Raw genomic sequence first — 25,816 nt, 5'->3', positions numbered from 1 at the left:
GCCGAAGGGGGTCGCAGAGAAATGGCGGTAGCGACTGTTTACTAAAAACACATCACTCTGCAAACTCGCAAGAGGAAGTATAGGGTGTGACGCCTGCCCGGTGCCGGAAGGTTAAGGGGATTTGTTAGCGCAAGCGAAGCTTTGAACCGAAGCCCCGGTAAACGGCGGCCGTAACTATAACGGTCCTAAGGTAGCGAAATTCCTTGTCGGGTAAGTTCCGACCTGCACGAATGGCGTAACGACTTCCGCACTGTCTCAACCAGAGACTCAGCGAAATTGAATTCTCGGTGAAGATGCCGAGTACCCGCGGCAAGACGGAAAGACCCCGTGAACCTTTACTACAGCTTGGCAGTGACATTCGGGACAGCATGTGTAGGATAGGTGGGAGACTTTGAAGCTGGCACGCTAGTGTCGGTGGAGTCGCCCTTGAAATACCACCCTTGTTCTTCTGGATGTCTAACCTCGGCCCGTCATCCGGGTCAGGGACACTGCCTGGTGGGTAGTTTGACTGGGGCGGTCGCCTCCCAAAGTGTAACGGAGGCGCGCGAAGGTTCCCTCAGGCTGATTGGAAACCAGCCGAAGAGTGCAAAGGCATAAGGGAGCTTGACTGCAAGACACACAGGTCGAGCAGGTGCGAAAGCAGGTCTTAGTGATCCGGCGGTTCTGTATGGAAGGGCCGTCGCTCAACGGATAAAAGGTACTCCGGGGATAACAGGCTTATCTCCCCCAAGAGTTCACATCGACGGGGAGGTTTGGCACCTCGATGTCGGCTCATCACATCCTGGGGCTGAAGTCGGTCCCAAGGGTTTGGCTGTTCGCCAATTAAAGTGGTACGCGAGCTGGGTTTAAAACGTCGTGAGACAGTTTGGTCCCTATCTGCCGTGGGCGCAGGAGATTTGAGAGGATCTGTCCTTAGTACGAGAGGACCGGGATGGACGAACCACTGGTGTTCCAGTTGTCTCGCCAGAGGCAATGGCTGGGTAGCTACGTTCGGAAAGGATAACCGCTGAAAGCATCTAAGCGGGAAGCCCCCCTCAAGACGAGATCTCCCTGGGCGTAAGCCCCTAAAGGTCCGTCGGAGACGACGACGTTGATAGGCCGGGTGTGTAAGTGCAGCAATGCATTCAGCTTACCGGTACTAATTGACCGTGAGGCTTGACCATAAAAAGTTTTTTCGTGAGGAAGGGGGCGAGGTTCGCCTCGCCCCCCGACTCCATAGCGTTTCGATCCAAACTGCTCGCATCGATTAAGTCTTAGGCAATTGAAAACCAGTTGTACGGTTTTCGGTGGCTATAGCGTAGGAGTCACACCTGTTCCCATTCCGAACACAGAAGTTAAGCCCTACTGCGCCGATGATACTGCATGGGTAACTATGTGGGAAAGTAGGTCGCCGCCGAAATTTTTCCAGAAGGCCCGCCTCATTTAGAGGCGGGCCTTTTTTTATTTAAAAAATGAGATTGAGCAGGACCAGTAACCCGTCTCAACCGATATCGATTCAGGTTATTTTTTATCGAGGCGAGTGGCGTAGATCAAAATCTTCCGATCGGTATAGCTTTCAACTTCGCCGGCGAAGGTTTCGATCTGAAAATAGTCATGGACTTTAGCCGGTGCTTTGATGAAATATTGAACAAGGTTTTTGATAGCGTCGCCACGGAGACCCGCCCTTCTCGCCCAGCTGTCGAAATCATGGGTTTTGTGAAAAACTTTGGTTTCAATTACTTTGAACCCAGCATTTTCGACCATTTCTGTCCATTCACGGCGAGTGTAGGCGCGGACATGGGTCGGATCCCGCATTTTCTCCATGGTCTGGCAAAATTCGGCGATTTCCGGATCTTCCGGCAGGAGGGTGTCGATGATGACCATTCGTCCGCCTTGGCGGCGCAGAACCCGGTGAAATTCCCGTAACGCCCTAGGGACATCGGAAAAATGGTGGGGAGCAATCCGGCAGGTGAGGACGGTGAAGGATCCGGAGGGGAACGGCAAGTCTTCGGCGTCGGCCTCGCGGAAGGTCACATTGTCCACGTTCCCTTCATCGCTGATATATTCCTGAGCCTTTTTCAGCATCTGCATGGTCAGATCGGAGGCGACCACACTGCGGACCATAGGGGCGAAGTAGAGGGCAGTGTGCCCGCCACCACAGGCTACGTCGAGCAGAATGTCGTCGTTCGTCGGTTGAAGCAGTTTCGCCGCCTCCACCAGGTCGGCTCCTTGGGCAAATCCCTGATCCCGGACGTACCCGTCAGCCGCCTTGCCGAACTGCTCTTTAACCTGATTTTTAAATTCGTTCGACATTTTTTTACCTCGCTTCTCGCGCTCGCCTCATTATCTCCAAGTATACCATCGGTTCGATTTACGACCTGGAGGTGAGATTTTTTGTTCATTGGAAAATTTTTGGGAGGATAGCATGAATAAGGTCTTGCTGGGAAGTCCCGGGATGGCGGTCAGCCCCCTGATTTTTGGCAGTCTGCCGCTGGGGCCATTGCAGGCGGACCTGCCCCTGGAGAAAGCCGGACGGTTGCTGCGCTATGCCTTGGAGTGCGGCGTCAATATGATCGATACCGCTGCCCTTTATGAAACCTTCAGGCATATTCGGCAGGCCCTCAAGGGTTATCAAGGATCTTGTTATCTGGCCAGCAAAACCCATGCGACAGATGCGGTAATGGCACGTCGACATGTGGAGCAGGCGCTGCGCGAGCTCGGTGTCGAGCGTCTGGATGTCGTGCATGTGCATGCGGCGCGGCTTGCTGATCCCTTTATCGAGCGCGCTGCGATCTTCGATCTTTTGCTGGAGATGCGTCACGAGGGGAAGATCGCCCATGTAGGTCTGTCGACTCATTACATTCGTGCGGTGCGACAGGCTGCACGTCACCCTGAAATTGCCGTGGTCCATCCTTTGATCAACCGACAGGGCATGGGGATTCTGGATGGTTCGGCCGAGGAGATGGCTGCGGCCCTTGCCGAGGTTGCCGCGGCCGGCAAGGGGGTTTACGCTATGAAGGCGCTGGCCGGCGGCAATCTGATTGCCCAGGCGCGCGAGAGTTTACGTTTTGTCCGTGACCTGCCCGGGGTCCATGGCGTCGCCGTGGGCATGTTGTCCGAAGCCGAGGTTGATGCCAACATCCGCCTTTTTTCCGATGCCCCCCTAGAGGACGCCATGTGGCGGAAACTGGAGTCGCAACGGCGTCATTTGAAGATCATGGACCGCTTCTGCACGGGATGTGGTTCTTGCGTCGAGGCCTGTACCAACAACGCTTTGGCCATTGTTGACGGCAAGGCGCGGGTCGATGCCGAACGTTGCATCCTCTGTGGTTATTGCGCCCCGGCGTGCCCGGAATTCATGATCCGGGTGGTCTGATAGAATCCTTCATCTGGAACAGCTTTTGCTTATTTATGAGCCGCGGTGTCCCAGGTTTTTGCGGATGATCATGGACGCCGGATTTGAATAGGGTTCCTGGCGAAAAATTGTCTGTTTGGCCTTGCGCCGGACAGAATCTTAACCGAAGGGATGAGCGGCGCGGATATGGAAAACTGGAGTGAGTTGATCGTCAAACTGGGTGCGGGACTCTGGCGCGAAATTCTTTACATCCTGCCTTTTTTGATGTTGGGCGTGCTGCTGGAAGCGATTATTCGTACCTTCAAGTGGCACGTCAAGATCCGCAAGGCGCTGACTCATTTCGGGGCGCTCTCCATTGTCGTGGCTACTCTGCTGGGCCTTGTCAGCCCTTTGTGTGCCTGCGCCACCCTGCCCCTGGTCATTTCCCTTTTGCTGGCAGGGTTGCCTCTGGCACCCGCCATGTCGCTGCTGGTGACCTCGCCGCTCATGAGCCCGGCGGGCTATACCCTGTTGAACTGGGAGTTGGGGACGCTCTGGGCCAACGTCGTTGTGGTCTGTGCTCTGTTCATGGGATTGTACGCCGGCTATGCGACGCATTTCCTGCGTCGTTACGGTTTTACCGAAGAACGGCTGTTCCGGAAAATCCTGCCCGAAGGGGATTTCCACGATCCCGATTATCCGGTGGTGGAGTTGCGCTGTGACTGCGGCAAGCAGCTCTCGCATCGGGTCGACCGCTGCACCCACAACAAGTTTCTGGTCTTTCTCGCCAAATTCTGGGAAGGGCTGCTTAAAATCGGACGCTTTGCCCTGATCGGACTGGTGATCGAAGTGGTTGCGTCAACCCTCATCCCCACGGATTGGTTAGCTGCGCTCCTTTCCGGCGAGGGGATCGCGCCGATTCTGACGCTGACCTTTGCTACTATCCCTCTGCATCTGCCACAAGTGACCGCCGCCGCCATGCTCTATGGCTTTGTTTCGCCGGAGGTGGGGGAAGGGATAACTCTCGCCAAGGGGGCGGGGATTGCCCTGCTCATCGGCGGGCCGGTTACGGCCCTGCCGGTCATGGGCATTTTTATTTCCATGTTCCGCAAGCGGGTACTGCTGCTCTATCTGTTTCTGTGTGTTTCAGGAACGCTTTTTCTGGCATTTGCCTATCGTTGGTTGCCCATCGGCGGGTAGCGGTCAGCCCGCTTGCTCCGCTGCTTCCAGAGTCTCAAGCTGTCCCTCCAGCCAGAGGATGAGGCGGGCAAGATCGGCCGGGGCGTCTTCCGGAAGCGGACTTAGCCGTTCGAGCTGACCGGCCAGACGGCGGGCGGTCAGTAGAGCACCGCGCAGTTGCTCGCTGGGGGACGGTCCACCCTCTTGGGCCGCCGCCACTTCATTGAACCGTTTTTGCACCGTAGGGTGACTGCGATTCTCCTCCAGCACCGCTCGCCGCAGTCCGGCGTAGTCCTCCTCTGAAAATCCCTTTTCCTCCCGCGCCTGCCGCAAGAGCTCAATGGATCGGTAATCCGGTACAGGGGAGATTTCCCCCTGACGGGGGACAAGCTGTGGTTCTACCCGTTCCAGAAAGTCGTAGGCCAGGGTCAGTTTTTGGGCGGTCGGCTTCTTGATACGGATTTCCTGGGCGCAGTACGCTTCGAAGTTGTCGTAGCCCCACTCCTGAAAAAGCCCGCTGCGCTTGACTCGCAGCAACTGTTCCCCCAAGGCGACCCACGAGGATTTGAAGGCTCGGGCAGTCGCCAGAACCTGATAGCGTTCCGATTCCGGGGGGAGTGTTTCCATAATCTGTTCGATGGCCTGTTCTCCCCGCGTTTTTTTCGATTCGTTCATCGGCTCTCCTTGCGACAGCGTTTTTGAGTAGGGAATATTATCACAGAGGGAATGCCGCCAGCGATCCTTTTCGCCTTGGTGGTTTGGATTGCGCGCCGTTACAATCCATGATCACTGCACACTTTTTAAGGAGTTTTCCTATGAATCAGGGGGCTTTTGTCGTCGGACCCGAAACCCAACGCATGCTCGAACTGGGACACCCTTGGGTGATCGAGGACCGCTATACCAAACGCTGGCCACAAGGGTCAAGGGGGGATCTTGTCGCCCTCCGCGACGAAGAGAACCGCCTGCTGGCCACCGCCCTGCTCGATCCGGGTGAGCGGGTGGTGGCGCGGGTGCTGGATTTTGGTCCGATGAAGTTGACTCAGGAATGGCTTCGCCAACGGGTAGCGGAAGCCTGGCGTTTGCGCCGGCAGGTCATCGATCTGCAGGAGACCACGGCCTATCGGCTGATCAACGGCGAAGGGGACGGTCTCCCCGGTCTGACCGTCGATCGCTATGGGGATTTCCTCCTGGTTCAGCTTTACGCCGAGAGTTGGCGGCGACATTTGCCGCTGGTCGCCCAGGTTCTGGAGCAGGAGTTTCAGCCTCTGGGGATTTACGAAAAGCGCCGCCCGCAAAACACTCGCGAGTTGCAAGGGGCAATCCCCGGCAAGAAATACAGCCGTCTTCTGGCCGGACAGGGGCGGGAAGGACGCTTTTCGGTGCTGGAAAACGGCTTGAATTTTCTCGTCGATCTCGAAGAAGGGCTGCATGTTGGACTCTTCCTCGATCAGCGGGAAAACCGCCGGGATCTCATGAAGAGGGTTGCGGGCAAGGCGGTCCTCAATCTCTTTGCCTATACCGGAGCCTTCTCCGTGGCTGCCGCTTGCGCCGGTGCCGGACGGGTGACCAGCGTCGATACTTCGGCCCCTTATCTCAACTGGGCCGAGGAGAATTTCGCGGCGAATCGGCTCAACCCGCGTCGGCATGAATTCATCGTCGATGATTGCCTGGAGGCCCTCCGTGCCCTGCGGCAACAGGGACGGCGCTTCGATGTAGTGTTGATGGATCCGCCTTCCTTTTCCACGACCAAGAAGAGCCGCTTCACTACCCGTGGCGGCACCTCGGATCTGGTTGCCGCCGTGCTGCCCGTGCTGGAGCCGGGGGGGCTGCTGCTGGCGTCGTCCAATCATCAGAAGGTGGATATCGCTGATTATCTCAAGGAGTTGCGGCGGGGGGCTTTGCAGGAGGGGCAGGGATTGCGCGTGACCCGTATTGCCGGGCAGGGGGAGGATTTCCCCTTTTCAACGAGCTTCCCCGAGGGGCGCTACCTCAAATATGTGGCAGCGGTGCCGACGGCGGGTCGTTTCTGAGCGGTTTGAACACCTCATGGTAGAGGAAAGAGTTGCCCACCAGGTCGTTTCGTCCCGTCAAAGGGTGGCTGTTCGGCAGGATCACGAAGGGGCGCGACTGTTCGCCGCCGACTGATCCATGTCCCCCGACCTGGTCATCGAAGCAGGCGATGCGTTCGCCATCGTAGGCGCCAAAGAGAATCAGGTCGCCGCAGGCGTCATCGAGGGCGAAGGCGACCAGGCGTGGCCAAAGGGTCTCTGGCTCGCCGTAGGGACGGAGAAATTTCAGCCCCTCCGGAGCGGGTACGCGTTCCTGGGAGCCGACCGTTCGCTCGCCGTCGTGATAGCAGCAGATCTCCATACCTTCTCCCCGTGCCAGAACGAAGCCGATCCCCTGATGCTGACTGAGGAAGCGCAACAGTAACGGTTGCTCCTTCTCGACTTCCGCTGCGCTCAGGCGCTGTTTGTAGCCGGTGATGTAGAGATGGGCAAGAGAGCTGGAATAGGTGATGACCACGCCCCCCTCTTCATCGATCTTGATCGTTTCCGGTACCAGGTCGCGGATTTTTTTCTGCAGCAGCTTTTTGGTCGCCCGATAGATCCGGTCGCGCCAGTGGCTGGGACGCGTATCCAATTCCGCCCGCAGATAATCGAGTTGAACGGCCGTGAATTCCAGCGGTCCGCTGGAGACGGCGGCCCGCTGGTTTTTTTTCAGAAAGGCGCTGATGGCATCGCCGAGCGTGGCGCCAAAGCGGTTGTGAAAAGGATAGCCGGGGGTCTGCCCGTGGTCGGAGAGAACGACCAACTGGTAATCGGCGCCGGCGGCATGGCGGACCATCCGCAAGATTTCGCCGATGCGTTTGTCGGTATGACGCAGGCTTTTTAATGCCGCCTGGGAGCCGGGGCCGAAGTGGTGGCCGAGTTCGTCGTAGCCGCTATAGGTCGTGTAAATGTAAGGCACGCCCACATAGATGTCGGCCAACACTCCCAACGTCTGAAGTTCCCGCAGTACCACGTTACACAGCACCCGGATCAAGGGGAAGAGCCCCTCGCTCACCCGCCAGGGGCGGGTTCTTCGGTAATGCCAGCGCTCGTAGCTGTCGGTGACGTATTCGACCAGGGTCGCGCCGATCATGCGGCAGATGCGCAACGGATGGAGCAAGGCCAGAAGCATGAAGCGGAGGCCGCCGAAGCGTCCGAAGAGGGTCTGGGGATGAGGAGATGAAACGGTGAAAACGCTGCGCGCCGCGCCGCCGTCGATAATATTCGAATAGGAAGAACCGCCGTCGAGCAAGCCGATCTTGTCATGAAAAAGTTTTTCTCGAAAATGCTGCACGTGGTCGGGGTCGTTGCAGCTGATCAGTTGCCCGGTGGCTCGTTCGAACCAGCGGAAGGCGGGGATCCCGCCACTGTCGCCGTAAAATATCGCGGCTTGGGCGGCGGGCGTGGTGCTGGGTAAGCCGGCTTGATATTCCAGAAGCACGTGCCCTTCATCAAGATAGCGCCGGGCATGGGGCATGTAGCCCAGGTCGAGAGCCCGACGCAGATGCGGGGCCGAAAGGCCGTCGATCTGCACCCCGACGAATCCTTTACGGGCGCCCGAAGCCTGGCGTTCCCGACGTTCCTTTCGTAAAAGATAAAACTTGAATCCGTAATAGGCCCGGTAGAGTTTTCCGAACCAAGAGATTTCAGTCATGTTTCGCCCTGTGGAAAAGCAAGCAGAACAGTGTATTAAAATGACTGTAGCACAGGGCCTAAAGGCAACCAACGAAAAAGCCGGAATTCGATGAATTCCGGCTTTTTCGTTGGGATGGCGAGTATTGAGCTCGGTTATTCGGCAACCCGACTGACTTTTTCGATCGTCACCGCTTCCACGGGAACATCCTGATGAAAACCTTTGTTGCCGGTCTTTACCTTACGCATGGCGTCGACGACCTCCATGCCTTCGATGACCTGGCCGAAGACCGCGTAGCCATAACCCGCGGGGGTTTTTGACTGGTGGTTGAGGAAGGTGTTATCGACCAGATTGATGAAAAACTGGGAGGTTGCGCTGTCGACGACCTGGGTGCGGGCCATGGCGAGACTACCGCGCGTGTTGGGCAGGCCATTGTCGGCCTCGTTCTTGATCGGTGCCCGATTCTTCTTCTCCTTCATGTCCGGGGTCATACCCCCCCCCTGAACCATGAAGTTGTCGATAATCCGGTGGAAGATGGTCCCTTCATAAAAACCGGCATCCACGTAGTCGAGGAAGTTCTGCACGGTGATCGGGGCTTTCTCCTGGTTCAACTCAATTTTAATGTTCCCCATGGAGGTTTCCATCAGCACAACGGGGTTTTTCTCTTCACTCATAATCGTATTTTCTCCTTGGCTTGGGCTTGATTGATATGTCACGGAATTTAACAGATGGGCCGTGGGGCGTCAACGAAGAGTGGCGGGCTGGATACGAAAAAGCCCCGCCGAAAATCCGGCGGGGCTTGAGTTGAGCGGTCAAGTCGATTATTCGCAGAGATCGACTTTCACATCCCAGTTCTTGACCTTCATGGTGCCGTTCTGGGCCAGGTTGAGATGCATTTTGAAAGCGCGGTCCCACAGTTGCGGCTCGTGGCCAACGCCCTTGGCAAGACATTCCTTCTCGGCAATTTTCAGATACTCGGTCAACTGATCCTTGTAATCGGGATGGGCACACTTCTCAATGATCTTGCGTGCACGATCTTTCGGCGCCAATCCACGCAAGTCGGCCAGGCCTTGTTCTGTGATGACGCAATCGAGGTCATGCTCGGTGTGGTCAATGTGAGAGCAGTGCGGCACAACGCAGGAGATGCCGGTCGGGTCGGTTTTGGACGGACGAGCCGACGGAGTATGCATCATTTTCAGGTAGCCGTTGCGCAGGTAATCGCCGGAACCACCGATGCCGTTAATCATACGGGTACCGCCGACCAAGGTGGAGTTGGCATGGGCGAAGATGTCAATCTCGACCGGGGTGTTCATGGCGATACAGCCCAGACGACGGATCGGCTCGGGGGCGTTGGAGATGGACAGGGGGCGCAGGATGATCTTGTCGAAATATTTTTCCCAGTTATCAAAGAACCGCGGGAATCCCGGATCTTCAGACAAGGAGAGGGAGCAGGCGGAAGCAACCTTCAGGTTGCCGCCGTCAAAGAAGTCGAGCATGGTGTCCTGCAGTACTTCCGTAAAGACGGTCAGGTCGGAGAAGGGACCTTTTGCCAAGCCGCCGATGACAGCGTTAGCGATGGACCCGACGCCCGACTGGAGAGGCAGAAGATTCTCAGGGAGGCGGCCTTTCTTGATTTCATGGGTAAAGAAATCCATGATGTGACCGGCAATGGCAGCAGAGGTGTCGTCTTCGTCGGCGAAGGCGCGTCCCTTGTCACGACGCTTCGACTCGACCACGGCGATAATTTTATCCGGATCACAGGGGACGTAGGGGGTGCCGATGCGAGAGCCGGCTTCGGTGATCAGGAAGGGCGCGCGATGCGGCGGCTTCTGCTGCATGTGGATGTCATGCATCCCTTCGAAGGAGGGCTGTCCGGTGTTGACTTCGATGATGATCTTGTCGCACAGGTTGATGGCTTCGGCGACGATACCGCAGGAGGTGGTCAGAGCCAGACCGCAGTCTTCAGTGATGGCGGAAACTTCGATAATGCCGATGTCATAGCGGCCGTTTTCGGTGTAGAAGCCGTAGCTGATGTCCTGGGCAAAGAGACCAAGGTGTTTGTCACCCATGCGGATGCGGCCGGCGTTGATGCCGGCGGCGATGTTTTTACCGGTCTGATAGGGCCAACGGCGGTCGATCATGTCGAGTTCCGCCCAGACGTTTTCCGTTTCGGCGCCGACGGAGGCACCGATGAAGAGGTTGAACTTCATCTTGCCTTGCAGGTTGTTGGCCTTAACGTGGTTGGCCAGGGCGATGGGGACTTCTTTCGGGTAGCCGGCGGGGGTGAAGCCCGACCACAGCAAATTCTGGCCGGCTTGGAAATACTTGATAGTGTCTTCAGCCTTGCAGACCTTGCTGAGCAGGGACTTGCGACGAACGCGACTTTCCAGTGTGCCGAAATCAGACATACGTTCTCTCTCCTTCATTGAAAATTACGGATAACCCGGAAGACCCTTGCTGACCGTTGAGCGGTTCAGGGGATCTCGCCAGCCAAAAGGCATGAACCCTCATCTTCTCTGCAGTTTCTAAAATCCTGTTATATGTGAAGCTTATATAATGCGCCCGCAAAGAGAGTCAAGAAAAATTTTTCATGATTCATTCATGGTAAAAACAACCTTAAGTGATTTTCTTCTCTCGCTTTTGAGTGAAGCGATCTCTTAAGAAGAGCAATAAAAACGAGGTGTTGGATGATTGTGTGGGCTGTGTTTTCATCCCTTTTTTCCGGTTTGGCTTTGCTAATGTTATTTTAAGGATATCCCTATGCCAATCTCCAGCGCTGAACCATTGTTTTGTAGCGAAGGTGCTTGTTTGCCCTTGAGAAACAGAGCCCTTGGGGGTTTGTGCGGAAGAAAAATCCCATTGATGGGGGGAGGTCGGGGATGGAGCAAGGGGAGGTTTTACCCGATGGAGGGGGGGGATAGGGTGGATATGACAAAAACGCCCCCGGCCTGTCGGCTCGGGGGCGTTTTTGTTACGTTTTTCGGGTTCGTGGATCAGATGTCCCAGTTGTCGACCTTCATGGTCCCTTTCGCCGCGAGATTCATCTGCATTTTGAAGCAGCGGTCGAAAAGTTGCGGTTCATGGCCGATCCCCTTGGCCAGGCAGGTTTTCTTGGCCAGGTCGAAGTATTCCTGGAGAATCGGTTTGTAATCGGGGTGGGCGCACTTGTTGATGATTTCCTGAGCGCGATCCTTCGGCGCCAGGCCGCGCAGGTCGGCCAGGCCCTGCTCGGTGACGAGAACGTCAAGGTCATGCTCGGTGTGGTCGATGTGCGGCGCTTTCGGCACGACGCAGGTGATGCCGGTCGGGTCGGTCTTGGTCGGGCGCGCCGAAGGCGTATGCATGATCGACAGGTAGGCGTTGCGCAGGAAGTCGCCGGAGCCACCGATGCCGTTGATCATCCGGGTGCCTCCAACCAACGTCGAGTTGGCGTGGGCATAGATGTCGAACTCGATCGGGGTGTTCATGGCAATGCATCCCAGGCGACGGATCGGCTCGGGAGCGTTGGCGATAGAGAGGGGGCGCAGAACGATCTTGTCCTTGTATTTGTCCATGTTGTCGAAGAACCGGGGGAAGCCCGGGGTTTCCGACAGGGACAGAGAGCAGGAAGAAGCGAAGTCGAGGCGGCCCGAATCGAAGAGGTCGAGCATGGTGTCCTGCAGAACTTCGGTGTAGACGCTCAGGTTGTAGAAGGGGCCTTTGGCCAATCCGCCGACCACGGCGTTGGCGATGGAACCGACGCCCGACTGCAAGGGAAGCAGATTTTTCGGCAGACGGCCGGCTTTGACTTCATGGGCGAAGAAATCGAGAATATTGGCGGCGATGGCTTCGGAGGTATCGTCCTGCTCGGCGAATGCGCGGCCTTTGTCGCGGTGCTTCGATTCAACCACGGCGATGATCCGGTCCGGGTCGCAAGGGACGTAAGTGGTGCCGATGCGGTCGCTGGCTTTGCTGATCAGGTAAGGCTGGCGATGGGGCGGGTCCTGGGACATGACGATATCGTGCATCCCTTCAAAGGAGGGCTGTCCGGTGTTGACTTCGAGGATGATCTTGTCGGCGATGGCGAGAATTTCGCCGACCACGCCGCAGGAGGAGGTCAGAACCAGACCGCAATCCTCGGTGACGGCCGAAACTTCGATGATGGCGATATCGATTTTGCCTTTGCCCGTTTCATCCTTGGTATAGAAGCCGTAGCCGAGATCCTGGGCGAAGAGAGAGAGGTGTCTGTCGCCCATGCGGATGCGCCCTTCGTTGATCCCCTTGGCGATGTCCTTGCCGGTCTGATAGGGCCAGCGGCGGTCGATCATATCCAGTTGGGCCCAGCGGTTTTCCGTTTCCGCGCCGACGGAGGCGCCGATGAAGAGATTGAAACGCAGCTTGCCCTGCAGGTTGTTCTTTTCGACGTGGTCGGCCAGGGCGATGGGGATCGCCTTGGGGTAGCCGGCGGGGGTGAAGCCCGACCAGCCCAGGTTCATGCCGTTTTTGAAATACTGGATGGTGTCCTCGACGGGAACCACTTTTTTCAGCAGGGACTTGCGGCGGATGCGACTTTCCAGGGTAGACATGCTTTCCTCCATCGGGGTTTGGATAGGGGCGCGCTCTTCATGGTCCGCGGCCCTTGGTTCGCACGGAAAAGCCCGTTTCGCATAGATAGCGCGCCGGGCTGGTCGCTGATGTCTCCGGTTGTGTATACCGTATACAATCAGTGATGGTTTTTTCTACAACTTGTCGCATCATTAAGTCAAGGGAAAAGATAAAATATTCCAATCATGTGAAAATTAACTAACATCGAATTTAAAATCCCATATATAGGTTATTCTGTGCTTCCGGCAGTGGAAGATGGTCTGTTTCGGGCCTGGGAGGCAAAAGAAAACCCCCGCGTTTTTAGCGCGGGGGTGGAGGAGCGGGATGGAGGGCGGTGGTGGCTGAAATCAGTAGTTTTTTTCTACCAGTTTCTGCGCCTGCAGCACATAGTCGCTGGCGGGATATTCGCGGAAAAGGGAGTTGAAGGCATCCGCCGCGCGCTGCCGCTGTTCGAGCATGAGGTAGGCATGTCCGAGCAGGAAATAGGCCTCGTCTTTTTTCGGGTAGTCCGGATTTTCGGCCAGAACCCCGCTGATGCGATTGCTCGCCGCCTGGTACTGTTTGGTGCGCAGGTAGAACTGGCCGACCAGGATTTCATGTTCCGCCAGCCGCTCTCGACATTGGGCGATCTTGGTGGTCAGTTCATCGGCCCGGGAAAAGTCGGGGAAGCGTTTCTGCAGATCGGTGAAGGTCGAAAGGGCGTTACGGGTCGCGGTCTGATCGCGGTCCGCCGAGAGCATCTGGTGAAAATAGGAAAGCCCAAGTTGGAAGAGGACATCCGCGGTGCGAGGATGGTCGGGGTGCTGCTTGAGAAAGTCCTCGTAAGCCGTGGCCGCTTCAACATAGCGTTCACTCAGGAAGTAGGCTTCGGCGATTTTTAACTCGGAGAGGATGTTGAGTTCGGGGGAAAAATAACTGTCCCTGACCTTTTCCCAGTTGGCGATGGCGTCCTCGTAGCGGCCCTTTTCGAAATTGGCCTCACCCTCCTCCAGATAATGTTCGGCGGTCTTGGGCGGGGGGACCACTGTCGAGGCACAGGCGGTGGCCAACAGGAGCAGAAGCAGGGCGCTGAGCAGTTTTTTCATCAACGGGTTCATCCTTGGATCCGAGAGAGTCAAAAGTCGCTAGAAAGTACGGGATGGCCGGGCTTTTGTCAATGACATTCGCCCCTTTCCCCCCGCCGATAACGAGGGGGATCAGGCTGTGCGCAAGCCTTCGAGCGTTCCCCGCAGCTTGCTCAAAGCGTTCGCTTCAAGCTGGCGCACACGCTCCCGGCTGATGCCAAAATCGTCGGCCAACTCCTGCAGGGTTCGAGGTGATTCGTCCAGAATCCTTTCCTGGATGATTTTCCGTTCCCGGTCGTTGAGGCAGTCAAAGGCTTGGTGGACTTCGCTGGACAGCCGCCGGCGATGTTCATCTTCGATCAGCCGGGATTCCTGGTCGGGGGTGTCATCGACCAGCGTATCCATGAGGGTAAAATGCTCTCCCTCGATCAGTTCCACATCCAGCGAGGTCTCGCGGGCGGCCAAGCGACGGCTCATCTCTTCAACCTCGTCGGTGCGCACATCGAGGGTCTGGGCGATCTCCTCGCCATCCTCCCGGCCGGTCAGGCGCAACAGCGCCGCCTGCGTCTGCTTGAGCTTGAAAAAGAGTTTTTTCTGGGCCTGAGTGGTGCCGATCTTCACCAGCGACCAGGTCTTGACGATGTAGTTCTGGATATAGGCACGAATCCACCAGACCGCATAGGAAATCAGCCGGATGCCCCGATCCGGATCGAATTTCTTCACCGCCATCATCAGGCCGATGTTCCCTTCCTGAATCAGATCGAGCATCTTCATGCCGTAGCCGCGATATTCGTTGGCGACTTTGACCACAAAGCGCAGGTTGCCGCAGATCAGGCGATGGGCGGCCTCGAGATCGCCATCCCGGCGATAGCGGCGCGCCAAGGCGGTCTCCTCATCCCGGTCGAGGAGTTCAAACTGCTTGATTCTTGCCAGATAATGATCCAGGCTATCGATCACTAAAGGAGGATTGGCTAAACTCATCCTTGACTCCTTTCGCGGAAACTTCCGTTCCGTCGGGTTGTTAGCACTCTGATTCGGTGAGTGCTAAATATATAGCAAATTCTATAAAGGGTTGCAAGGGGAGGGATTATGAGACCAATCCATCGGGCACCTGGCCGTCCGGGTGGGGAAGCAAACGATCCGAAGGAAAAGCCGATGCGAAAAACACTACAGGAACCCTCGCTGATCCGCATGGTGCGCTGGGCGCAGCGGTTGGTGGCGGAAGTACTCGAGGCCGGCGATCTGGCCATCGATCTCACCGCCGGCAACGGCACCGACACCCTCTTTCTGGCCCGCCAGGTCGGATCCGAAGGTCGGGTTTTTGCCTTCGACGTACAATTAGAAGCGCTGCAACACACTGGGGCGCGCCTCACCGAGGCAGGGATTGCCTGGATTCTCGACGGTCAAGGCGATGCCGGGACGGTGCGCCTGGTGCATGACAGTCATGCGCGACTGACGGAATACACCCAGGGACCGGCGCGGGGGATCATGGCCAATCTCGGCTATCTGCCCGGCGGCGATCCCGGGCTGACGACACGCGTTGAAATAACACTGGAAGCCTTGCGGCAAGCCCTCGATTTACTGGCGATTGGGGGGCGGATGGCGCTGGTGGTCTACATCGGCCACCCGCCAGGGGAAGAGGAGTGCCGGGCCGTGGAGGAATGGCTGCAAGGACTGTCGTCCCGCTATTGGCACATTCTGCGGCTACAGGTGGCGAACCGGCGGCAGGCTCCGTATCTGCTGGTGGTGGAACGACGTGGATGAAAAAAGGCCGGCCCGGAAATCCCGGCCGGCCTTTTATGGATAAGGATCAAACGTGATCAACGGCGAATCGGAGGGGAGGGATTCCAGACGAATTCCGGATTCATGATCGGTGCGAAATCCCCCTCCATGCTGTTTGGCGCAGGGAAGGAGACCGTTTCCCAGGCGCCGATGCCGACGCGCATCACGGTCATGCCGATGCCTTTGAGAAATCCCAAAGGAACGCCGAGGGCACCCCGGTCGCGGATGGTGAGCACCATCTGTTTGGGGATTTCGCCGGGGCTGGTGACCATGTTGGTCAGCCCGCGCAGGAGTTTGAAGGAGGATTTTTCCATATAGGTTTCCGGCTCCAGCACATCATCAATGTAATCCTTTTCGGCGTGGCTCACGGCCAGGGCCGGAGCGACGGCGGCCGTCAACAGAAAAAGCAGCATGGACATGAAGATCAACAGGTGTTTCGGCATCGTCTCCTCCTGATGGATGAAATGTTCGTGGATAATCGGATTTGTCCACGTCTTTTTGACTATATAGCAGGGCACGTCCGCCGCGCAAGGCGATAAATCGTCAACCTGTCCGCCCGCTCAGGCGTCATGATCATTTCCGCGTCTTGCTTTTTTCATCCCTGGGGCTCATCCCTCCATCTTCCTCCTTCCTGATGGAAGGCGGTCCCGTTGTTGCCGAATTTCTTGCGAGGGTATCGTCGAGGGACGCTTTCCTGCTATAATTCAATCAGATACGTTTTCCCCCGGGATTTTGGACGGGTTTTCTCTCGATCGGGTCTTGCCGGAAGGGGAGTGAATTTCATGAGACACCAATCAATCATCCTTGGGCTTGTCTTTCTTGGACTGCCACTTTTTTTCTCTTCCCTCGCGGGGGCGGCGTCTTCGCCCGTGCGCATGACCGAGGGGCCGAAGGGGACGGTGCTGGTTTCCGATTACCGCCGGCAGGCGATCATTCATGTCGACCTGAAGAACCTCAAGGAGCGGCGCAAACTCAGAATCGACGGTAAGCCTCTCGGGGTAGTTTGGGCCGACGGTCTGCTCTATGTCGGAAATGAAAGTCGCGGGCAAGTGGAAGTCTACCGCAGCGGGAGCAACGTCCTCCGCGTCATCGGCGAGGTGGGCAGCATGATTCCCAACGATCTGGCGATTGACCGTGAAGGCGGGAGGCTCTTTGTCGCCGATTGCCGGGATCGGGCGGTGAAGGCCTTTAGCCTCGACGGCGACTATCTCTTCAATGTCGGCGCGGCGGACTTGGCCCAACCGGTGGCGCTCAGCTTTGATCCGCAGCGGCGTGAACTGCTGGTCAGCGACTTCGGGCGTCCCGAGGCAGGGATTCCGCCGGCGGTCTATATTTTCGACGGCGAAGGGACGCAACTGGCGAGAATCCCGGGCAGCCAAAAGACCGGCATGTTCAGTTCCAGCACGACCTTCCTGCGACCGCAGGGGGTCATCGGGAGCGATGGCAAGGTCTTTCTCGTCGACAGCTTCCTCGGGCGGCTGCTGGTTCTTGATCGCGCGAGCGGCGCGCTTTTGGCTTCCTTCGAAACCTCGTCGTCCGGGGAGAAGCTGCAGTTGCCCCTCGATCCGTATTTGCTCCCCGGCGGGGACGTTCTGGTCACCAACAACCGGGCCGGTTGTCTCAGTCGTTTCAGTCTTGCGGAGGTGCTGCCATGATCCGCAATCTGGCTTTCTCTCTGGTGCTCGTCGCCGGGCTGCTCGTCTTCGCTGACCGCGCCGACGCTTTGATTTCCGCCCATCAATGCACCTATTGCCACACCACCCACCTGGCGCTGGGGGATACTCTGCTCAATGCCGCGAGTGTCGAAGCCCTGTGTCTTTCCTGCCATGGCCCCGGCGGCATCTCCACGCTGAAGGCCGAGGTGCATACGGATAGCACCACTGCGCCCAGCTTTCGCCATACCTGTCTCGATTGCCACAACCCGCACGACAACCTCCCGAACTGGAAAGGCGGTGAAAATATCGCGCTGGTCGGGCTGGACCTCGAAGATCTCGGCGTGGCGCGCATTCCTACCCCCAACAGCGGGATTCGCAACGTCGTCTTCGAGAACCGCACCGCCTTTATCCAAGGCAGCCCCGACTATGACGGGGCCTGCGAAACCTGCCACACCCTGACCCGGTTCCACCGCAACACGGCCGACGGCACCCATACCCATCAGGTCGACACCACCTGCACCAGCTGCCATAATCATGGCAATTACTTTCTGCGGTAGCACTCCCCTCGGCGGCAAATCCCCACTCTGTTCAGCGGGGAATTGCCGCCGAGGGGGCACCACCTGGACACATCCTTCCTGATCCCGCGTCTTCCAATCCCGAAACTCATCCCGAACTCAGCCATTTCATCCGCCGTCCTCAGAGGTGCCTTGCCGCTGCCGCCGGAATCAGGGGTGCGTTCTCAGCGCAGCTTTCTGCGCAGAAACAGCTTTTTCGATTCCGAAATCAGGATGATGACGAGGGGGCCCAGGGCGCAAATCCCCAGTTCCGACGGCTGCAGCGGGGTGGTGCGAAAGACGGTGTTGAAAAACGGGACATAGACAAGGATCAAATGCAGGCCCAGGGTGACGCCAATGGCCAGTAACAGCACCGGATTGCTGAACCAGGATTGGGTAAAAAGCGATTGCGTTTGCTTACGCACACACAGCGCATAGGCCATCTGGCAGAACGTCAGCATGGTAAAGACCATGGTCTGCCAGGCGTTCGAACCGGTTCCGCCATTCCAGAACCAGTACCCGGTTCCCACCGAGAGCAGACCGATGATCAGGCCCATGACGAGGATCTGCCACCCCAGCCCGCGAGCGAAAATGCTTTCCTGCGGATTGTACGGAGGCCGCTTCATCACATCGCGCTCGGCCTCTTCGAATCCCAAAGCCACGGCCGGCACGCCATCGGTCACCAGATTGATCCAGAGAATTTGAATCGGCAGCAGCGGCAACGGCATGCCCATGAGCGGACCGGCAAGCATGACAACGATTTCACCGGTGTTGCCGGTGAGGATATAGCGGACGAATTTGCGAATATTATCGTAAATGCGGCGACCTTCTTTGACGGCGGCGACGATGGTGGCGAAGTTGTCATCCAGAAGGACCATGTCGGAGGACTCTTTGCTGACGTCGGTCCCCGTAATCCCCATGGCGACACCAATGTCGGCGGATTTCAGCGCCGGTGCATCGTTGACGCCGTCACCCGTCATCGAGACGATCTCGTGCTGTGCTTGCAGGGCATCGATAATGATCATCTTATGCTTGGGCGAAACCCGGGCAAAGACGGAAACCTCCTTGATTCTGGCGCTGAGCCCGTCGACGGTCATCTTGTCGAGGTCTTGCCCGGTCAGCACCCTATCGGTGGTCGTCAAGCCCAAATCCTTGGCGATGGCGACGGCCGTCAGGGGGTGGTCGCCGGTGATCATGACCGGTCGAATCCCGGCCTGCTTGCACAGGCGAACGGATTCAATCGCTTCGGGGCGCACCGGATCGAGCATGCAGACCATCCCCAGAAAGACCAGATCCTGCTCGTATTCCGCCGTCTGGTCCAACCTTTCGGCGTCCATCAACCGATAGGCCAAGCCGAGAACCCGAACGCCTTTTTGGGCCATCGCGGTGTTTTCCGCTGAAATTTCCTCTTTTTCTGCTTCGTTGAATGGATGAACGACGCCGTTCGTCAAGATCCGGTTGCACACCTCGATCAAGCCGTCGGTCGCCCCCTTGATCAGCACCAGATGATCGGCCTGGCCCTGGTCGCCGTCGGCGGCAAGAACCGGGGGCAGCGTTGTCCGCTGGGAAGCCGGCGGCAGGGTGTGGACGGTGGACATGCGTTTGCGCTCGGAATCAAAGGGCCATTCGCGAACCCGTGGCAGCATGGCTTGCAGATCGCGCTGCACCCATCCCGCCTGCTGAGCGGCGAGCACCAGCGCGCCTTCGGTAGGATCGCCGAGAATGCCGTTTTGGGCATTTTCGTCGATGACGGCATCGTTGCAGAGCATCCCGGCCAGCAAGAGCAGGTCAAGGTCGGCATCTCCGCCCTCTTTGGCCGCCGCTTCATCGAGAGAATAGCGGCGCTTCGGCAGCACCACCTCCGAAACCGTCATTTTATTCTGCGTCAGGGTGCCGGTCTTGTCGGAACAGATCACGGTCACCCCACCCAAGGTCTCCACCGCCGGAAGTTGCCGGATCAAGGCATTTTTCTTCAACATCTGCTGTGCGCCCAGGGCCAGGGCAATGGTGACGACAGCCGGGAGGCCTTCAGGGATTGCCGCCACCGCCATGCTGATGGCCGTCATGAATATTTCCTTCAAGCCCGCGCCCTGCAGATAGAGCATGCCGGCAACGATGAGGATCAACACACCGGCGGCGATGGCCAACGATCTGCCAAGTTTCGCCAACCGCTGTTGCAGCGGGGTTTGCTCATCCTCCACATCCTGAAGCATGGTGGCAATTTTCCCCAATTCGGTCTGCATGCCGGTGCCGGTGGCCACGGCCTCGCCGCGCCCGTAGGTCACTACCGTGCCCCGGTAAATCATGTTCTTACGGTCGGCCAAGGCCCGTTCACCGTCCGGCATCGCGTCGGTATCTTTCTCCACCGATTCGGATTCGCCGGTCAGGGCCGCTTCCTGGACTTTGAGGTTGACGGCTGCGATCAGCCTGGCATCGGCCGGCACAATGTTCCCGGCTTCGATGAGGAGGATATCTCCCGGCACCAGGTCTTTGGCGGAAATTTGCTGCTCTGCGCCGTCGCGCCGTACCCGCACATGGGGGACGGTCATTTTCTTGAGGGCCGCCATGGCGTTTTCGGCCTTGAATTCCTGCCAAAATCCCAGGATCGTGTTGAGCACCACGATGACGAAAATGACGATAGCATCGATATATTCCTGAAGTGCCAGCGAAATAACGACGGCGACCAACAGAATCAGGATCATGACTTCCTTGACCTGGGCCAACAGAATCCGCCAAGCCTTTTTCTTTCCCTTTTCGATCAGTTCGTTGGGACCGTATAAGCTGAGCCGGCGCGACGCCTCGGCCGACGACAACCCTTGCTGCGGGGATGTTTCGAGATTTTCCAACACGTTCTCGGCGTTCAGACGATGGGGTTGCTGCATGCTGTTATCCTTCAAAAAATTGGTGGACAGTTTCATTCGGGCAATCCCTCCGCGCGGTTTCCGGGAAACATCATGGCCCAAAACGTGTGATATTTTCTTGAATTCAAGTGTAACGACCTTGCCCCATGTCACCGCAAGTCTTCCCATTCTGACTTGCTTTCCGTGATCGTTGGGACGGTCTTCCTCAGCCATCCCATCTGCGACACAAAGACTCCAGATACTTCGACCGTATCTGCTCACCGGCGAGCAGGCGTTTGACCGGGGGGAGTTTGAGGATGGCGCCGAGAAGGGCGGCGAGGGCGCGGTGGCTGAAAAGCACCTGATTGTCGAAAATCAGGTGTTGCAATGTGCCCCGTTCGATGGCCATGAGGACGATGCGGTGGGCGGCGTTGACCGGGGTGATGACCCGTTGCGGACGGCGATCGAGACGCAGGGCGGTGAAGGGGCAGGAACTCGGGCAGAGGCCGCAGCCGAGACAACGGGCGGCGTCGACGCGGGCGGTCTTGCGGCCGAAGCCGTCGGCCTGGGCGGTGGCGAGGGTGATGGCGTCGACCGGGCAGGCGGCGACGCAGCGCCCGCACCCCTTGCAGCGCTCTTCGCTGACGGCGGCGATGAAGTTGCTGGTATGGATGGGATGCAGGGGAGCAAAGCGGCGGGCGGCACCGAGGGCATCGCAGCAGCAGGCGCAGCAGTTGCAGATGAAATTGACGTCCTCACGCACGTTTTCGGCGAACTGCACCAGCTTTGCTTCCTGGGCGCGGTGCAGCAGTTCGAGTCCTTCCGTCACTTCGATCCGGCGGGCGTAGCCGTGGCGGATGAGAGAGCCCGCCGCCCGGTTGAGGCTCAGGCAGGTCTCCAACGGCGCGGCGCAGGCGGTGCCGAGGTGCTGTTTTTTGTGCCGACAGTAACAGAGGCCGACGCCGATATGCTGGGCGTCGCGGAGGATGGCGCCGGCCCGCTCGTAGTCGAGCACATGCAACGACTGCTCTGCCGAAAGGGCCGATTCCCGCACCAGCATCCGGCCGATCTGGGTGTCTCCGCCGACGAAGAGGTTGCGGATGAAATCGTTCTCGACGTCGATGTACTGATGATAGAGCTCGCTCAGCAGTTTCTGGTCGAGATCGTCTCGGGTGCGCATCAGGGCGAATTCGAAGAACCCCACCATCGGCGGCGGCAGCACGAAGAGGCGCTCGCCATAGATCTCCATATCGATCAGCAGCATCCGCGAAGCGAGGCGGTCGAGCAGTTCTTCGGCCTCAGTCAGACCGATCTTCCAGGCGCGCGCTGCCCGCGCCGCCGAAAAGGGGCGTAGGGGCAATTGCGCCATCCGGCGCGCTTCCTCGTCGCTGAAGAGCAGGGAGAAGATGCGGTCGAGGAGTTCGGAGGGGGTTGTCCCCTGGGGGAAGCGGTTCAGGCGTTCTTCCAGCAGGCGATAGCCGGAGCGGCTGGTCAGGTGCGCCATAGCAAACTATCCTTCCCGCGCCACCTCGGCCAGGCCCTTGCGTTCGTTGGGCTTTTCGATGACCGCCAATTCCTCGGGGAGGCGGTCGGCGGGGCCGTGCCGACCCACCGCCACCGCCGCGAGAATGTCGAACTCCTCCGCCGCCACCCCGAGTACCTCGAAGGCCCGTTTGCGGCTGAAACCGGCCATGGCGTGAGCGTATAATCCCAGGCGGCGGGCCTGCAGGGCCAGGGCCATCCAGGCGGCACCGGCGTCGAAGGCGGCGTGGCGGTTGATCTCGCCGCTGCCGGTGAAATGCAGCCGGGTCAAAACAAAGATCAGCAGGGGGGCTTTCGTCGCCCACAAACAGTTGCGTTCGACCAGGGCCGAGGCGAAGCGTTCCCGGTCGGCGGCGGTGACGGCGTAGCGGAAAAACCAGGGTTGTTCGTTGTAGCAGGAAGGGGTCCAGCGCGCCGCCTCGAACAGGGCGGAAATCTGGTCTTGGCTCAGGGGCTCTTCCAGAAAGGAGCGGGGAGACCAGCGGTCGGTGAAGAGGCAGTCGACCTCGACCTGCGGAGTGCGGGGGTTATGGAGGGTGCCGGGCATGGTTCTCTCTTTCCAGAAACATACCCCCGCTCCTTCGCCGGAGGCGGGAAGGGGCGGGGGAGGCAGGTTGTTATCGATTATTGGGCGAAGACCTTTTGCAGCAGATCGGTGGTGCGCGCCGCCGGGTTGGCGCGGATGTTTTTCTCTTCCTGGGCGAGGGTGGTGAAGAGGCCGTTCAATCCCTGGTCGGCGACATAGCCATCGAGGTCAAAAGAGGGTTTTTGCGCCAGCGGCAGCGCGGTGTAGGAACTCATCAGCTGATTGTACTGCTGGTAGAGGCCGACTTGCCCCATCTTGTCCTTGATGATCGGCATGAAGCGGGCGCGCAGGCTGTCGGAGGTCTTGCCGCGGAAGTAGTCGGTAGCGGCGGTGTCGCCGCCGCGCAGGACGCCCATGGCGTCGGTCAGGGTCATTTGCGAGACGGCGTCGACCAGCACCGGCTTGGCCTCGGCCGAGGCCTTCTCGGCGGCGCGGTTCATGCCGACTTCAAAGGCGTCGACCTGGCCGCCGAAACCGACCGCCCGCAGGGTCTTGGCCGCCGTCGCCAGCTCATCGGGCATGGCAATGCGGATCAACTGATTGCCGAGAAAACCGTCGGTCGTCGAGGTCGAAGCCACCGCCCGTTCCGATCCGACCCGCAGTGCCTCTTTCAGGCCGGCCGCGACGGTCGATTCATCCAGTCCGGCGGCCTGAGTGCCCGAGGTCGAGAGACTCCGCAGGACGTTGCTCGCAAGCTGGCCGCCGGTTCCCGAGCTTTCAAGACAGCCGCCCAGAGCCAGCACCAACGCACAGCCGCCGATCAGCCATGAGGCGTTCTTTTTCAGGTTTTGCATAGCGTGGTTCTCCTTGTCGTTTTTCTGTTGATGGATTAGTCCCACACGCCCGTGAGCGGCGTTCGGCATTTGCCACACGCGCCATGCTCCAAATGTATTTCCCCCAGGCGGAAGCCGTGCCGTTCGATAAGCAGTTCGCCGCAGGTCGGGCAATAGGTGTTTTCACCGATGGCGTCCGGCACGTTGCCGACGTAGACATGCTTCAGCCCCGCCTCCAGCCCGATCTGCCGGGCGCGGCGCAGGGTGGCTGTCGGCGTTGGCGGGTGGTCGAGCATTTTATAGGTCGGATAGAAGGCGGTGACGTGCCAGGGGATCTGATCACCCAACTCTTCGGCGATAAAGCGGGCGATGGCCGCCAGTTCCTCGTCGCTGTCGTTCCCGCCGGGAATGATCAGGGTGGTGATTTCCAGCCAGATGCCGAGGCGGCGATAGTCACGAAGGGTCGCCAGCACTCCGCTCAGGGTCGCGCCGGCGACCTCATGGTAGAATTTTTCGGTGAAGCCTTTCAGGTCGACATTGACGGCGTCGAGCACCGGGGCGATCCGCTCCAGGGCGGCGGTGCTGGTGTAGCCGTTGCTGACCCAGATGTTGCCGAGTCCCTTTTCGTGGGCGAGGAGGGCGGTGTCATAGGTGTATTCGTAGAAGATGGTCGGCTCGGTGTAGGTGTAGCTGATGCTGCGGCAACCCGCATCCAGGGCGGCGTCGACGACCTCTTCCGGTGGCACCTCGCGACCGGGGATCGCCCGTCCCGTGTGTGGCCACTGGGAGATCTCGGCGTTCTGGCAGTGACGGCAGTGGAAGTTGCAGCCGACGGTGGCGATCGAATAGCTGCGGGAGCCGGGACGGTAATGGAAGAGGGGTTTCTTTTCGATGGGGTCGATATTTTCGGCGATGAGCCGACCGTAGACCAGGGAGAGCAGTTGCCCCTCCCGGTTCTCCCGCACCCCGCAGATTCCGCGCTTCCCCGGGGGGATGACGCAGGCATGGCGACAGAGGCCGCAACGGACCCGGTCGCTGTCGAGTTTTTCCCAGAACATGGCTTCGCGCATCGGTTTCACCTCCACTAAATGGACGGAGCCAAGTATAGCAGAAGATGGATCGAGCGCCCCCCTGGCCGGGGATTCGGACGGGAAAAAGGGTCAGAACATGAAGCGACGCATGCTGATGTTGAGGAGCAGCCCGGTGCCGATCATAGTCGTGACCATGCTGGTGCCGCCGTAGGAGAAGAGGGGCAAGGGCACCCCGACCACCGGCAGCAGGCCAATAACCATCCCCAGATTGACGACGATGTGCCAGAAGATCATGGCCGTCACCCCCAGGGCGAGCATCATACCGAACATGTCCGAGGCGCGGCGGGCGATGTAGATCCCCCAGATGATGAGAAAAAGATAGAGGCCCAGCAGAATCAGCGAGCCGGTAAAGCCCCATTCCTCGGCGAAGACCGAAAAGGCGAAGTCGGTGTGCCGTTCCGGCAAAAAGGAGAGCTGCGACTGGGTTCCCTGCATGAAGCCCGAGCCCCAGAAGCCGCCGCTGCCCACGGCGATTTTCGACTGGATGATATGGTAGCCCGCCCCCAGGGGATCGTGCTCGGGGTTGAGGAAGGTCAGAATCCGCTGCTTCTGGTAGGGACGCAACAGGAACCAGCCGCCGGCCGCCGCCGACGAGCCGAGGACTGCCAGCACCGCCAGGGTCGTTCGGCGGAGCCCGGCGAAGAGGGACATGGTGCCGCCGATGAAGATGACCATCATGGCGGTGCCGAGATCGGGCTGTTTCATGATCAGCACCGCCGGCACACCGAGCAGGGCGAAGGGGACGAGCAGTTGCCGCAGGGAATAGCCGCGCAGATTGCCCTTTTGGGAAAAATAGCGGGCCAGGGTGATGATGATGACGATCTTCATGATTTCGCTGGGCTGGAGATTGAAGACGCCCAGGTCCAGCCAGCGGGTGGCGCCCATGCTCGTCTTGCCCACCAGCAGGACCGCCAGCAGCAGGCACAGGGTCAGGCCGTAGAGGAAGAAGCCGCAATATTCCAGATGCCGGTAGTCGACGCTGCTCACCCCCAGGGCGATGGTCAGCCCGATCCCCAGCCAATAGATCTGCTTGAGGTAAATCGGCGGCCCGGCGCCGGTCCAGATCGAGGTGGCGCTGTACAGATTGAGGATGCCGATGGCCGCCACCGTCAAGACGGTGAGCAGCAACACCCAGTCGAAATGGGTCAAAAGCCTGCGGTCGAACATGG

General features: G+C 58.7%; 21 protein-coding genes and 2 rRNA genes (1 of these 23 cut by a window edge). 8 read left to right on the top strand and 15 right to left on the bottom strand.

Annotated features, from left to right (window positions below; genetic code table 11):
* Positions 1–1,163: ribosomal RNA gene (locus BQ4888_RS16340) — 23S ribosomal RNA — on the top strand; it begins 1,793 nt to the left of the window's first position.
* Positions 1,164–1,282: 119 nt separating this feature from the next.
* Positions 1,283–1,399, top strand: a 5S ribosomal RNA gene (gene rrf, locus BQ4888_RS16335).
* Between the two features lie 101 nt (positions 1,400–1,500).
* On the opposite strand, the gene BQ4888_RS16330 is transcribed toward rrf, so the two are convergent.
* Entirely contained in the window at positions 1,501–2,292 is a 792-nt protein-coding gene (locus BQ4888_RS16330) for a class I SAM-dependent methyltransferase (RefSeq protein ID WP_092058613.1), read from the bottom strand.
* 112 nt (positions 2,293–2,404) lie between these two features.
* Here BQ4888_RS16330 and BQ4888_RS16325 point away from each other — a divergent pair, with 112 nt between their 5' ends.
* Both BQ4888_RS16325 and BQ4888_RS16320 read left to right on the top strand, forming a co-directional pair.
* Entirely contained in the window at positions 2,405–3,355 is a 951-nt protein-coding gene (locus tag BQ4888_RS16325) for an aldo/keto reductase (RefSeq protein ID WP_092058611.1), read from the top strand.
* Positions 3,356–3,520: 165 nt separating this feature from the next.
* On the top strand, positions 3,521–4,513 hold the full coding sequence (locus BQ4888_RS16320; protein WP_170232919.1) for a permease: 993 nt from the start codon (positions 3,521–3,523) through the stop codon (positions 4,511–4,513).
* A 3-nt stretch (positions 4,514–4,516) separates the two neighbouring features.
* Here BQ4888_RS16320 and BQ4888_RS16315 read toward each other — a convergent pair whose 3' ends face one another.
* Positions 4,517–5,167, bottom strand: coding sequence for a hypothetical protein (locus BQ4888_RS16315; protein WP_092058607.1), 651 nt, complete (start codon positions 5,165–5,167; stop codon positions 4,517–4,519).
* Between the two features lie 140 nt (positions 5,168–5,307).
* Between BQ4888_RS16315 and BQ4888_RS16310 the strand changes: the two genes are divergently transcribed.
* Entirely contained in the window at positions 5,308–6,522 is a 1,215-nt protein-coding gene (locus BQ4888_RS16310; RefSeq protein WP_092058605.1) for a class I SAM-dependent rRNA methyltransferase, read from the top strand.
* Here BQ4888_RS16310 and BQ4888_RS16305 read toward each other — a convergent pair.
* The 6 genes from BQ4888_RS16305 to rpoH form a co-directional block, all read right to left on the bottom strand.
* The gene (locus BQ4888_RS16305) at positions 6,482–8,197 is read right to left on the bottom strand and encodes an alkaline phosphatase family protein (RefSeq protein WP_092058603.1); all 1,716 of its coding nucleotides are present in this window, start codon (positions 8,195–8,197) and stop codon (positions 6,482–6,484) included. The two genes, BQ4888_RS16310 and BQ4888_RS16305, sit on opposite strands and share 41 nt — an antisense overlap.
* A 134-nt stretch (positions 8,198–8,331) precedes the next feature.
* Positions 8,332–8,850, bottom strand: coding sequence for a peptidylprolyl isomerase (locus tag BQ4888_RS16300; RefSeq protein ID WP_092058601.1), 519 nt, complete (start codon positions 8,848–8,850; stop codon positions 8,332–8,334).
* A gap of 147 nt (positions 8,851–8,997) precedes the next feature.
* Positions 8,998–10,584 (bottom strand): succinyl-CoA:acetate CoA-transferase ScpC, encoded by a 1,587-nt coding sequence (scpC, locus tag BQ4888_RS16295; RefSeq protein ID WP_092058598.1) that lies wholly within the window; start codon positions 10,582–10,584, stop codon positions 8,998–9,000.
* A 585-nt stretch (positions 10,585–11,169) separates the two neighbouring features.
* On the bottom strand, positions 11,170–12,741 hold the full coding sequence (gene scpC, locus BQ4888_RS16290; RefSeq protein ID WP_092058596.1) for a succinyl-CoA:acetate CoA-transferase ScpC: 1,572 nt from the start codon (positions 12,739–12,741) through the stop codon (positions 11,170–11,172).
* A 366-nt stretch (positions 12,742–13,107) separates the two neighbouring features.
* Positions 13,108–13,845 carry an outer membrane protein assembly factor BamD gene (locus BQ4888_RS16285; RefSeq protein ID WP_170232918.1) on the bottom strand — a complete coding sequence of 246 codons (738 nt, stop codon included), beginning with the start codon at positions 13,843–13,845 and terminating at the stop codon, positions 13,108–13,110.
* A 111-nt stretch (positions 13,846–13,956) separates the two neighbouring features.
* Complete coding sequence (gene rpoH / locus BQ4888_RS16280; RefSeq protein WP_092058592.1) at positions 13,957–14,805, bottom strand: RNA polymerase sigma factor RpoH; 849 nt, start codon at positions 14,803–14,805, stop codon at positions 13,957–13,959.
* Positions 14,806–14,979: 174 nt separating this feature from the next.
* On the opposite strand from rpoH, the gene mnmM reads away from it, so the two are divergent.
* Complete coding sequence (gene mnmM / locus BQ4888_RS16275; protein WP_205748036.1) at positions 14,980–15,588, top strand: tRNA 5-(aminomethyl)-2-thiouridylate-methyltransferase MnmM; 609 nt, start codon at positions 14,980–14,982, stop codon at positions 15,586–15,588.
* 56 nt (positions 15,589–15,644) lie between these two features.
* On the opposite strand, the gene BQ4888_RS16270 is transcribed toward mnmM, so the two are convergent.
* Positions 15,645–16,049, bottom strand: coding sequence for an exosortase system-associated protein, TIGR04073 family (locus BQ4888_RS16270; protein ID WP_240746372.1), 405 nt, complete (start codon positions 16,047–16,049; stop codon positions 15,645–15,647).
* A gap of 339 nt (positions 16,050–16,388) precedes the next feature.
* Here BQ4888_RS16270 and BQ4888_RS16265 point away from each other — a divergent pair, with 339 nt between their 5' ends.
* Both BQ4888_RS16265 and BQ4888_RS16260 read left to right on the top strand, forming a co-directional pair.
* Positions 16,389–17,261 carry an NHL repeat-containing protein gene (locus tag BQ4888_RS16265; RefSeq protein ID WP_092058590.1) on the top strand — a complete coding sequence of 291 codons (873 nt, stop codon included), beginning with the start codon at positions 16,389–16,391 and terminating at the stop codon, positions 17,259–17,261.
* Entirely contained in the window at positions 17,258–17,818 is a 561-nt protein-coding gene (locus BQ4888_RS16260; protein WP_092058588.1) for a cytochrome c3 family protein, read from the top strand. Before BQ4888_RS16265 ends, BQ4888_RS16260 begins: the two co-directional genes overlap by 4 nt.
* 182 nt (positions 17,819–18,000) lie before the next feature.
* Here BQ4888_RS16260 and BQ4888_RS16255 read toward each other — a convergent pair whose 3' ends face one another.
* The 6 genes from BQ4888_RS16255 to rodA all read right to left on the bottom strand — a co-directional run bounded on the left by BQ4888_RS16255 (position 18,001) and on the right by rodA (position 25,814).
* On the bottom strand, positions 18,001–20,697 hold the full coding sequence (locus tag BQ4888_RS16255) for a cation-translocating P-type ATPase (protein WP_092058668.1): 2,697 nt from the start codon (positions 20,695–20,697) through the stop codon (positions 18,001–18,003).
* Between the two features lie 184 nt (positions 20,698–20,881).
* Positions 20,882–22,159, bottom strand: a complete 1,278-nt coding sequence (locus BQ4888_RS16250) for a 4Fe-4S dicluster domain-containing protein (protein ID WP_092058587.1) — start codon at positions 22,157–22,159, stop codon at positions 20,882–20,884.
* Positions 22,160–22,165: 6 nt separating this feature from the next.
* A complete protein-coding gene (locus BQ4888_RS16245; protein ID WP_092058585.1) occupies positions 22,166–22,744 on the bottom strand; it encodes a nitroreductase family protein in 579 nt (192 codons plus the stop codon).
* 77 nt (positions 22,745–22,821) lie between these two features.
* Complete coding sequence (locus BQ4888_RS16240; RefSeq protein ID WP_092058583.1) at positions 22,822–23,577, bottom strand: DUF4197 domain-containing protein; 756 nt, start codon at positions 23,575–23,577, stop codon at positions 22,822–22,824.
* Between the two features lie 35 nt (positions 23,578–23,612).
* On the bottom strand, positions 23,613–24,626 hold the full coding sequence (gene amrS, locus BQ4888_RS16235; protein WP_092058581.1) for an AmmeMemoRadiSam system radical SAM enzyme: 1,014 nt from the start codon (positions 24,624–24,626) through the stop codon (positions 23,613–23,615).
* A gap of 90 nt (positions 24,627–24,716) precedes the next feature.
* The gene (gene rodA, locus BQ4888_RS16230) at positions 24,717–25,814 is read right to left on the bottom strand and encodes a rod shape-determining protein RodA (RefSeq protein WP_092058579.1); all 1,098 of its coding nucleotides are present in this window, start codon (positions 25,812–25,814) and stop codon (positions 24,717–24,719) included.
* Positions 25,815–25,816: the final 2 nt, after the last annotated feature.

It is taken from the genome of Desulfuromonas acetexigens, assembly GCF_900111775.1.
GTDB classification, from domain to species: domain Bacteria; phylum Desulfobacterota; class Desulfuromonadia; order Desulfuromonadales; family Trichloromonadaceae; genus Trichloromonas; species Trichloromonas acetexigens.
This window is presented reverse-complemented; position numbering and strand designations above follow the sequence as displayed.

What these genes read in the sequence shown, in the direction of transcription:
- BQ4888_RS16330 (WP_092058613.1), bottom strand. Translation starts at nt 2,292, where the DNA reads ATGTCGAACGAATTTAAAAATCAGGTTAAAGAGCAGTTCGGCAAGGCG.
- BQ4888_RS16325 (WP_092058611.1), top strand. Translation starts at nt 2,405, where the DNA reads ATGAATAAGGTCTTGCTGGGAAGTCCCGGGATGGCGGTCAGCCCCCTG.
- BQ4888_RS16320 (WP_170232919.1), top strand. Translation starts at nt 3,521, where the DNA reads ATGGAAAACTGGAGTGAGTTGATCGTCAAACTGGGTGCGGGACTCTGG.
- BQ4888_RS16315 (WP_092058607.1), bottom strand. Translation starts at nt 5,167, where the DNA reads ATGAACGAATCGAAAAAAACGCGGGGAGAACAGGCCATCGAACAGATT.
- BQ4888_RS16310 (WP_092058605.1), top strand. Translation starts at nt 5,308, where the DNA reads ATGAATCAGGGGGCTTTTGTCGTCGGACCCGAAACCCAACGCATGCTC.
- BQ4888_RS16305 (WP_092058603.1), bottom strand. Translation starts at nt 8,197, where the DNA reads ATGACTGAAATCTCTTGGTTCGGAAAACTCTACCGGGCCTATTACGGA.
- BQ4888_RS16300 (WP_092058601.1), bottom strand. Translation starts at nt 8,850, where the DNA reads ATGAGTGAAGAGAAAAACCCCGTTGTGCTGATGGAAACCTCCATGGGG.
- scpC (WP_092058598.1), bottom strand. Translation starts at nt 10,584, where the DNA reads ATGTCTGATTTCGGCACACTGGAAAGTCGCGTTCGTCGCAAGTCCCTG.
- scpC (WP_092058596.1), bottom strand. Translation starts at nt 12,741, where the DNA reads ATGTCTACCCTGGAAAGTCGCATCCGCCGCAAGTCCCTGCTGAAAAAA.
- BQ4888_RS16285 (WP_170232918.1), bottom strand. Translation starts at nt 13,845, where the DNA reads ATGAAAAAACTGCTCAGCGCCCTGCTTCTGCTCCTGTTGGCCACCGCC.
- rpoH (WP_092058592.1), bottom strand. Translation starts at nt 14,805, where the DNA reads ATGAGTTTAGCCAATCCTCCTTTAGTGATCGATAGCCTGGATCATTAT.
- mnmM (WP_205748036.1), top strand. Translation starts at nt 14,980, where the DNA reads ATGCGAAAAACACTACAGGAACCCTCGCTGATCCGCATGGTGCGCTGG.
- BQ4888_RS16270 (WP_240746372.1), bottom strand. Translation starts at nt 16,049, where the DNA reads ATGCCGAAACACCTGTTGATCTTCATGTCCATGCTGCTTTTTCTGTTG.
- BQ4888_RS16265 (WP_092058590.1), top strand. Translation starts at nt 16,389, where the DNA reads ATGAGACACCAATCAATCATCCTTGGGCTTGTCTTTCTTGGACTGCCA.
- BQ4888_RS16260 (WP_092058588.1), top strand. Translation starts at nt 17,258, where the DNA reads ATGATCCGCAATCTGGCTTTCTCTCTGGTGCTCGTCGCCGGGCTGCTC.
- BQ4888_RS16255 (WP_092058668.1), bottom strand. Translation starts at nt 20,697, where the DNA reads ATGCAGCAACCCCATCGTCTGAACGCCGAGAACGTGTTGGAAAATCTC.
- BQ4888_RS16250 (WP_092058587.1), bottom strand. Translation starts at nt 22,159, where the DNA reads ATGGCGCACCTGACCAGCCGCTCCGGCTATCGCCTGCTGGAAGAACGC.
- BQ4888_RS16245 (WP_092058585.1), bottom strand. Translation starts at nt 22,744, where the DNA reads ATGCCCGGCACCCTCCATAACCCCCGCACTCCGCAGGTCGAGGTCGAC.
- BQ4888_RS16240 (WP_092058583.1), bottom strand. Translation starts at nt 23,577, where the DNA reads ATGCAAAACCTGAAAAAGAACGCCTCATGGCTGATCGGCGGCTGTGCG.
- amrS (WP_092058581.1), bottom strand. Translation starts at nt 24,626, where the DNA reads ATGCGCGAAGCCATGTTCTGGGAAAAACTCGACAGCGACCGGGTCCGT.
- rodA (WP_092058579.1), bottom strand. Translation starts at nt 25,814, where the DNA reads ATGTTCGACCGCAGGCTTTTGACCCATTTCGACTGGGTGTTGCTGCTC.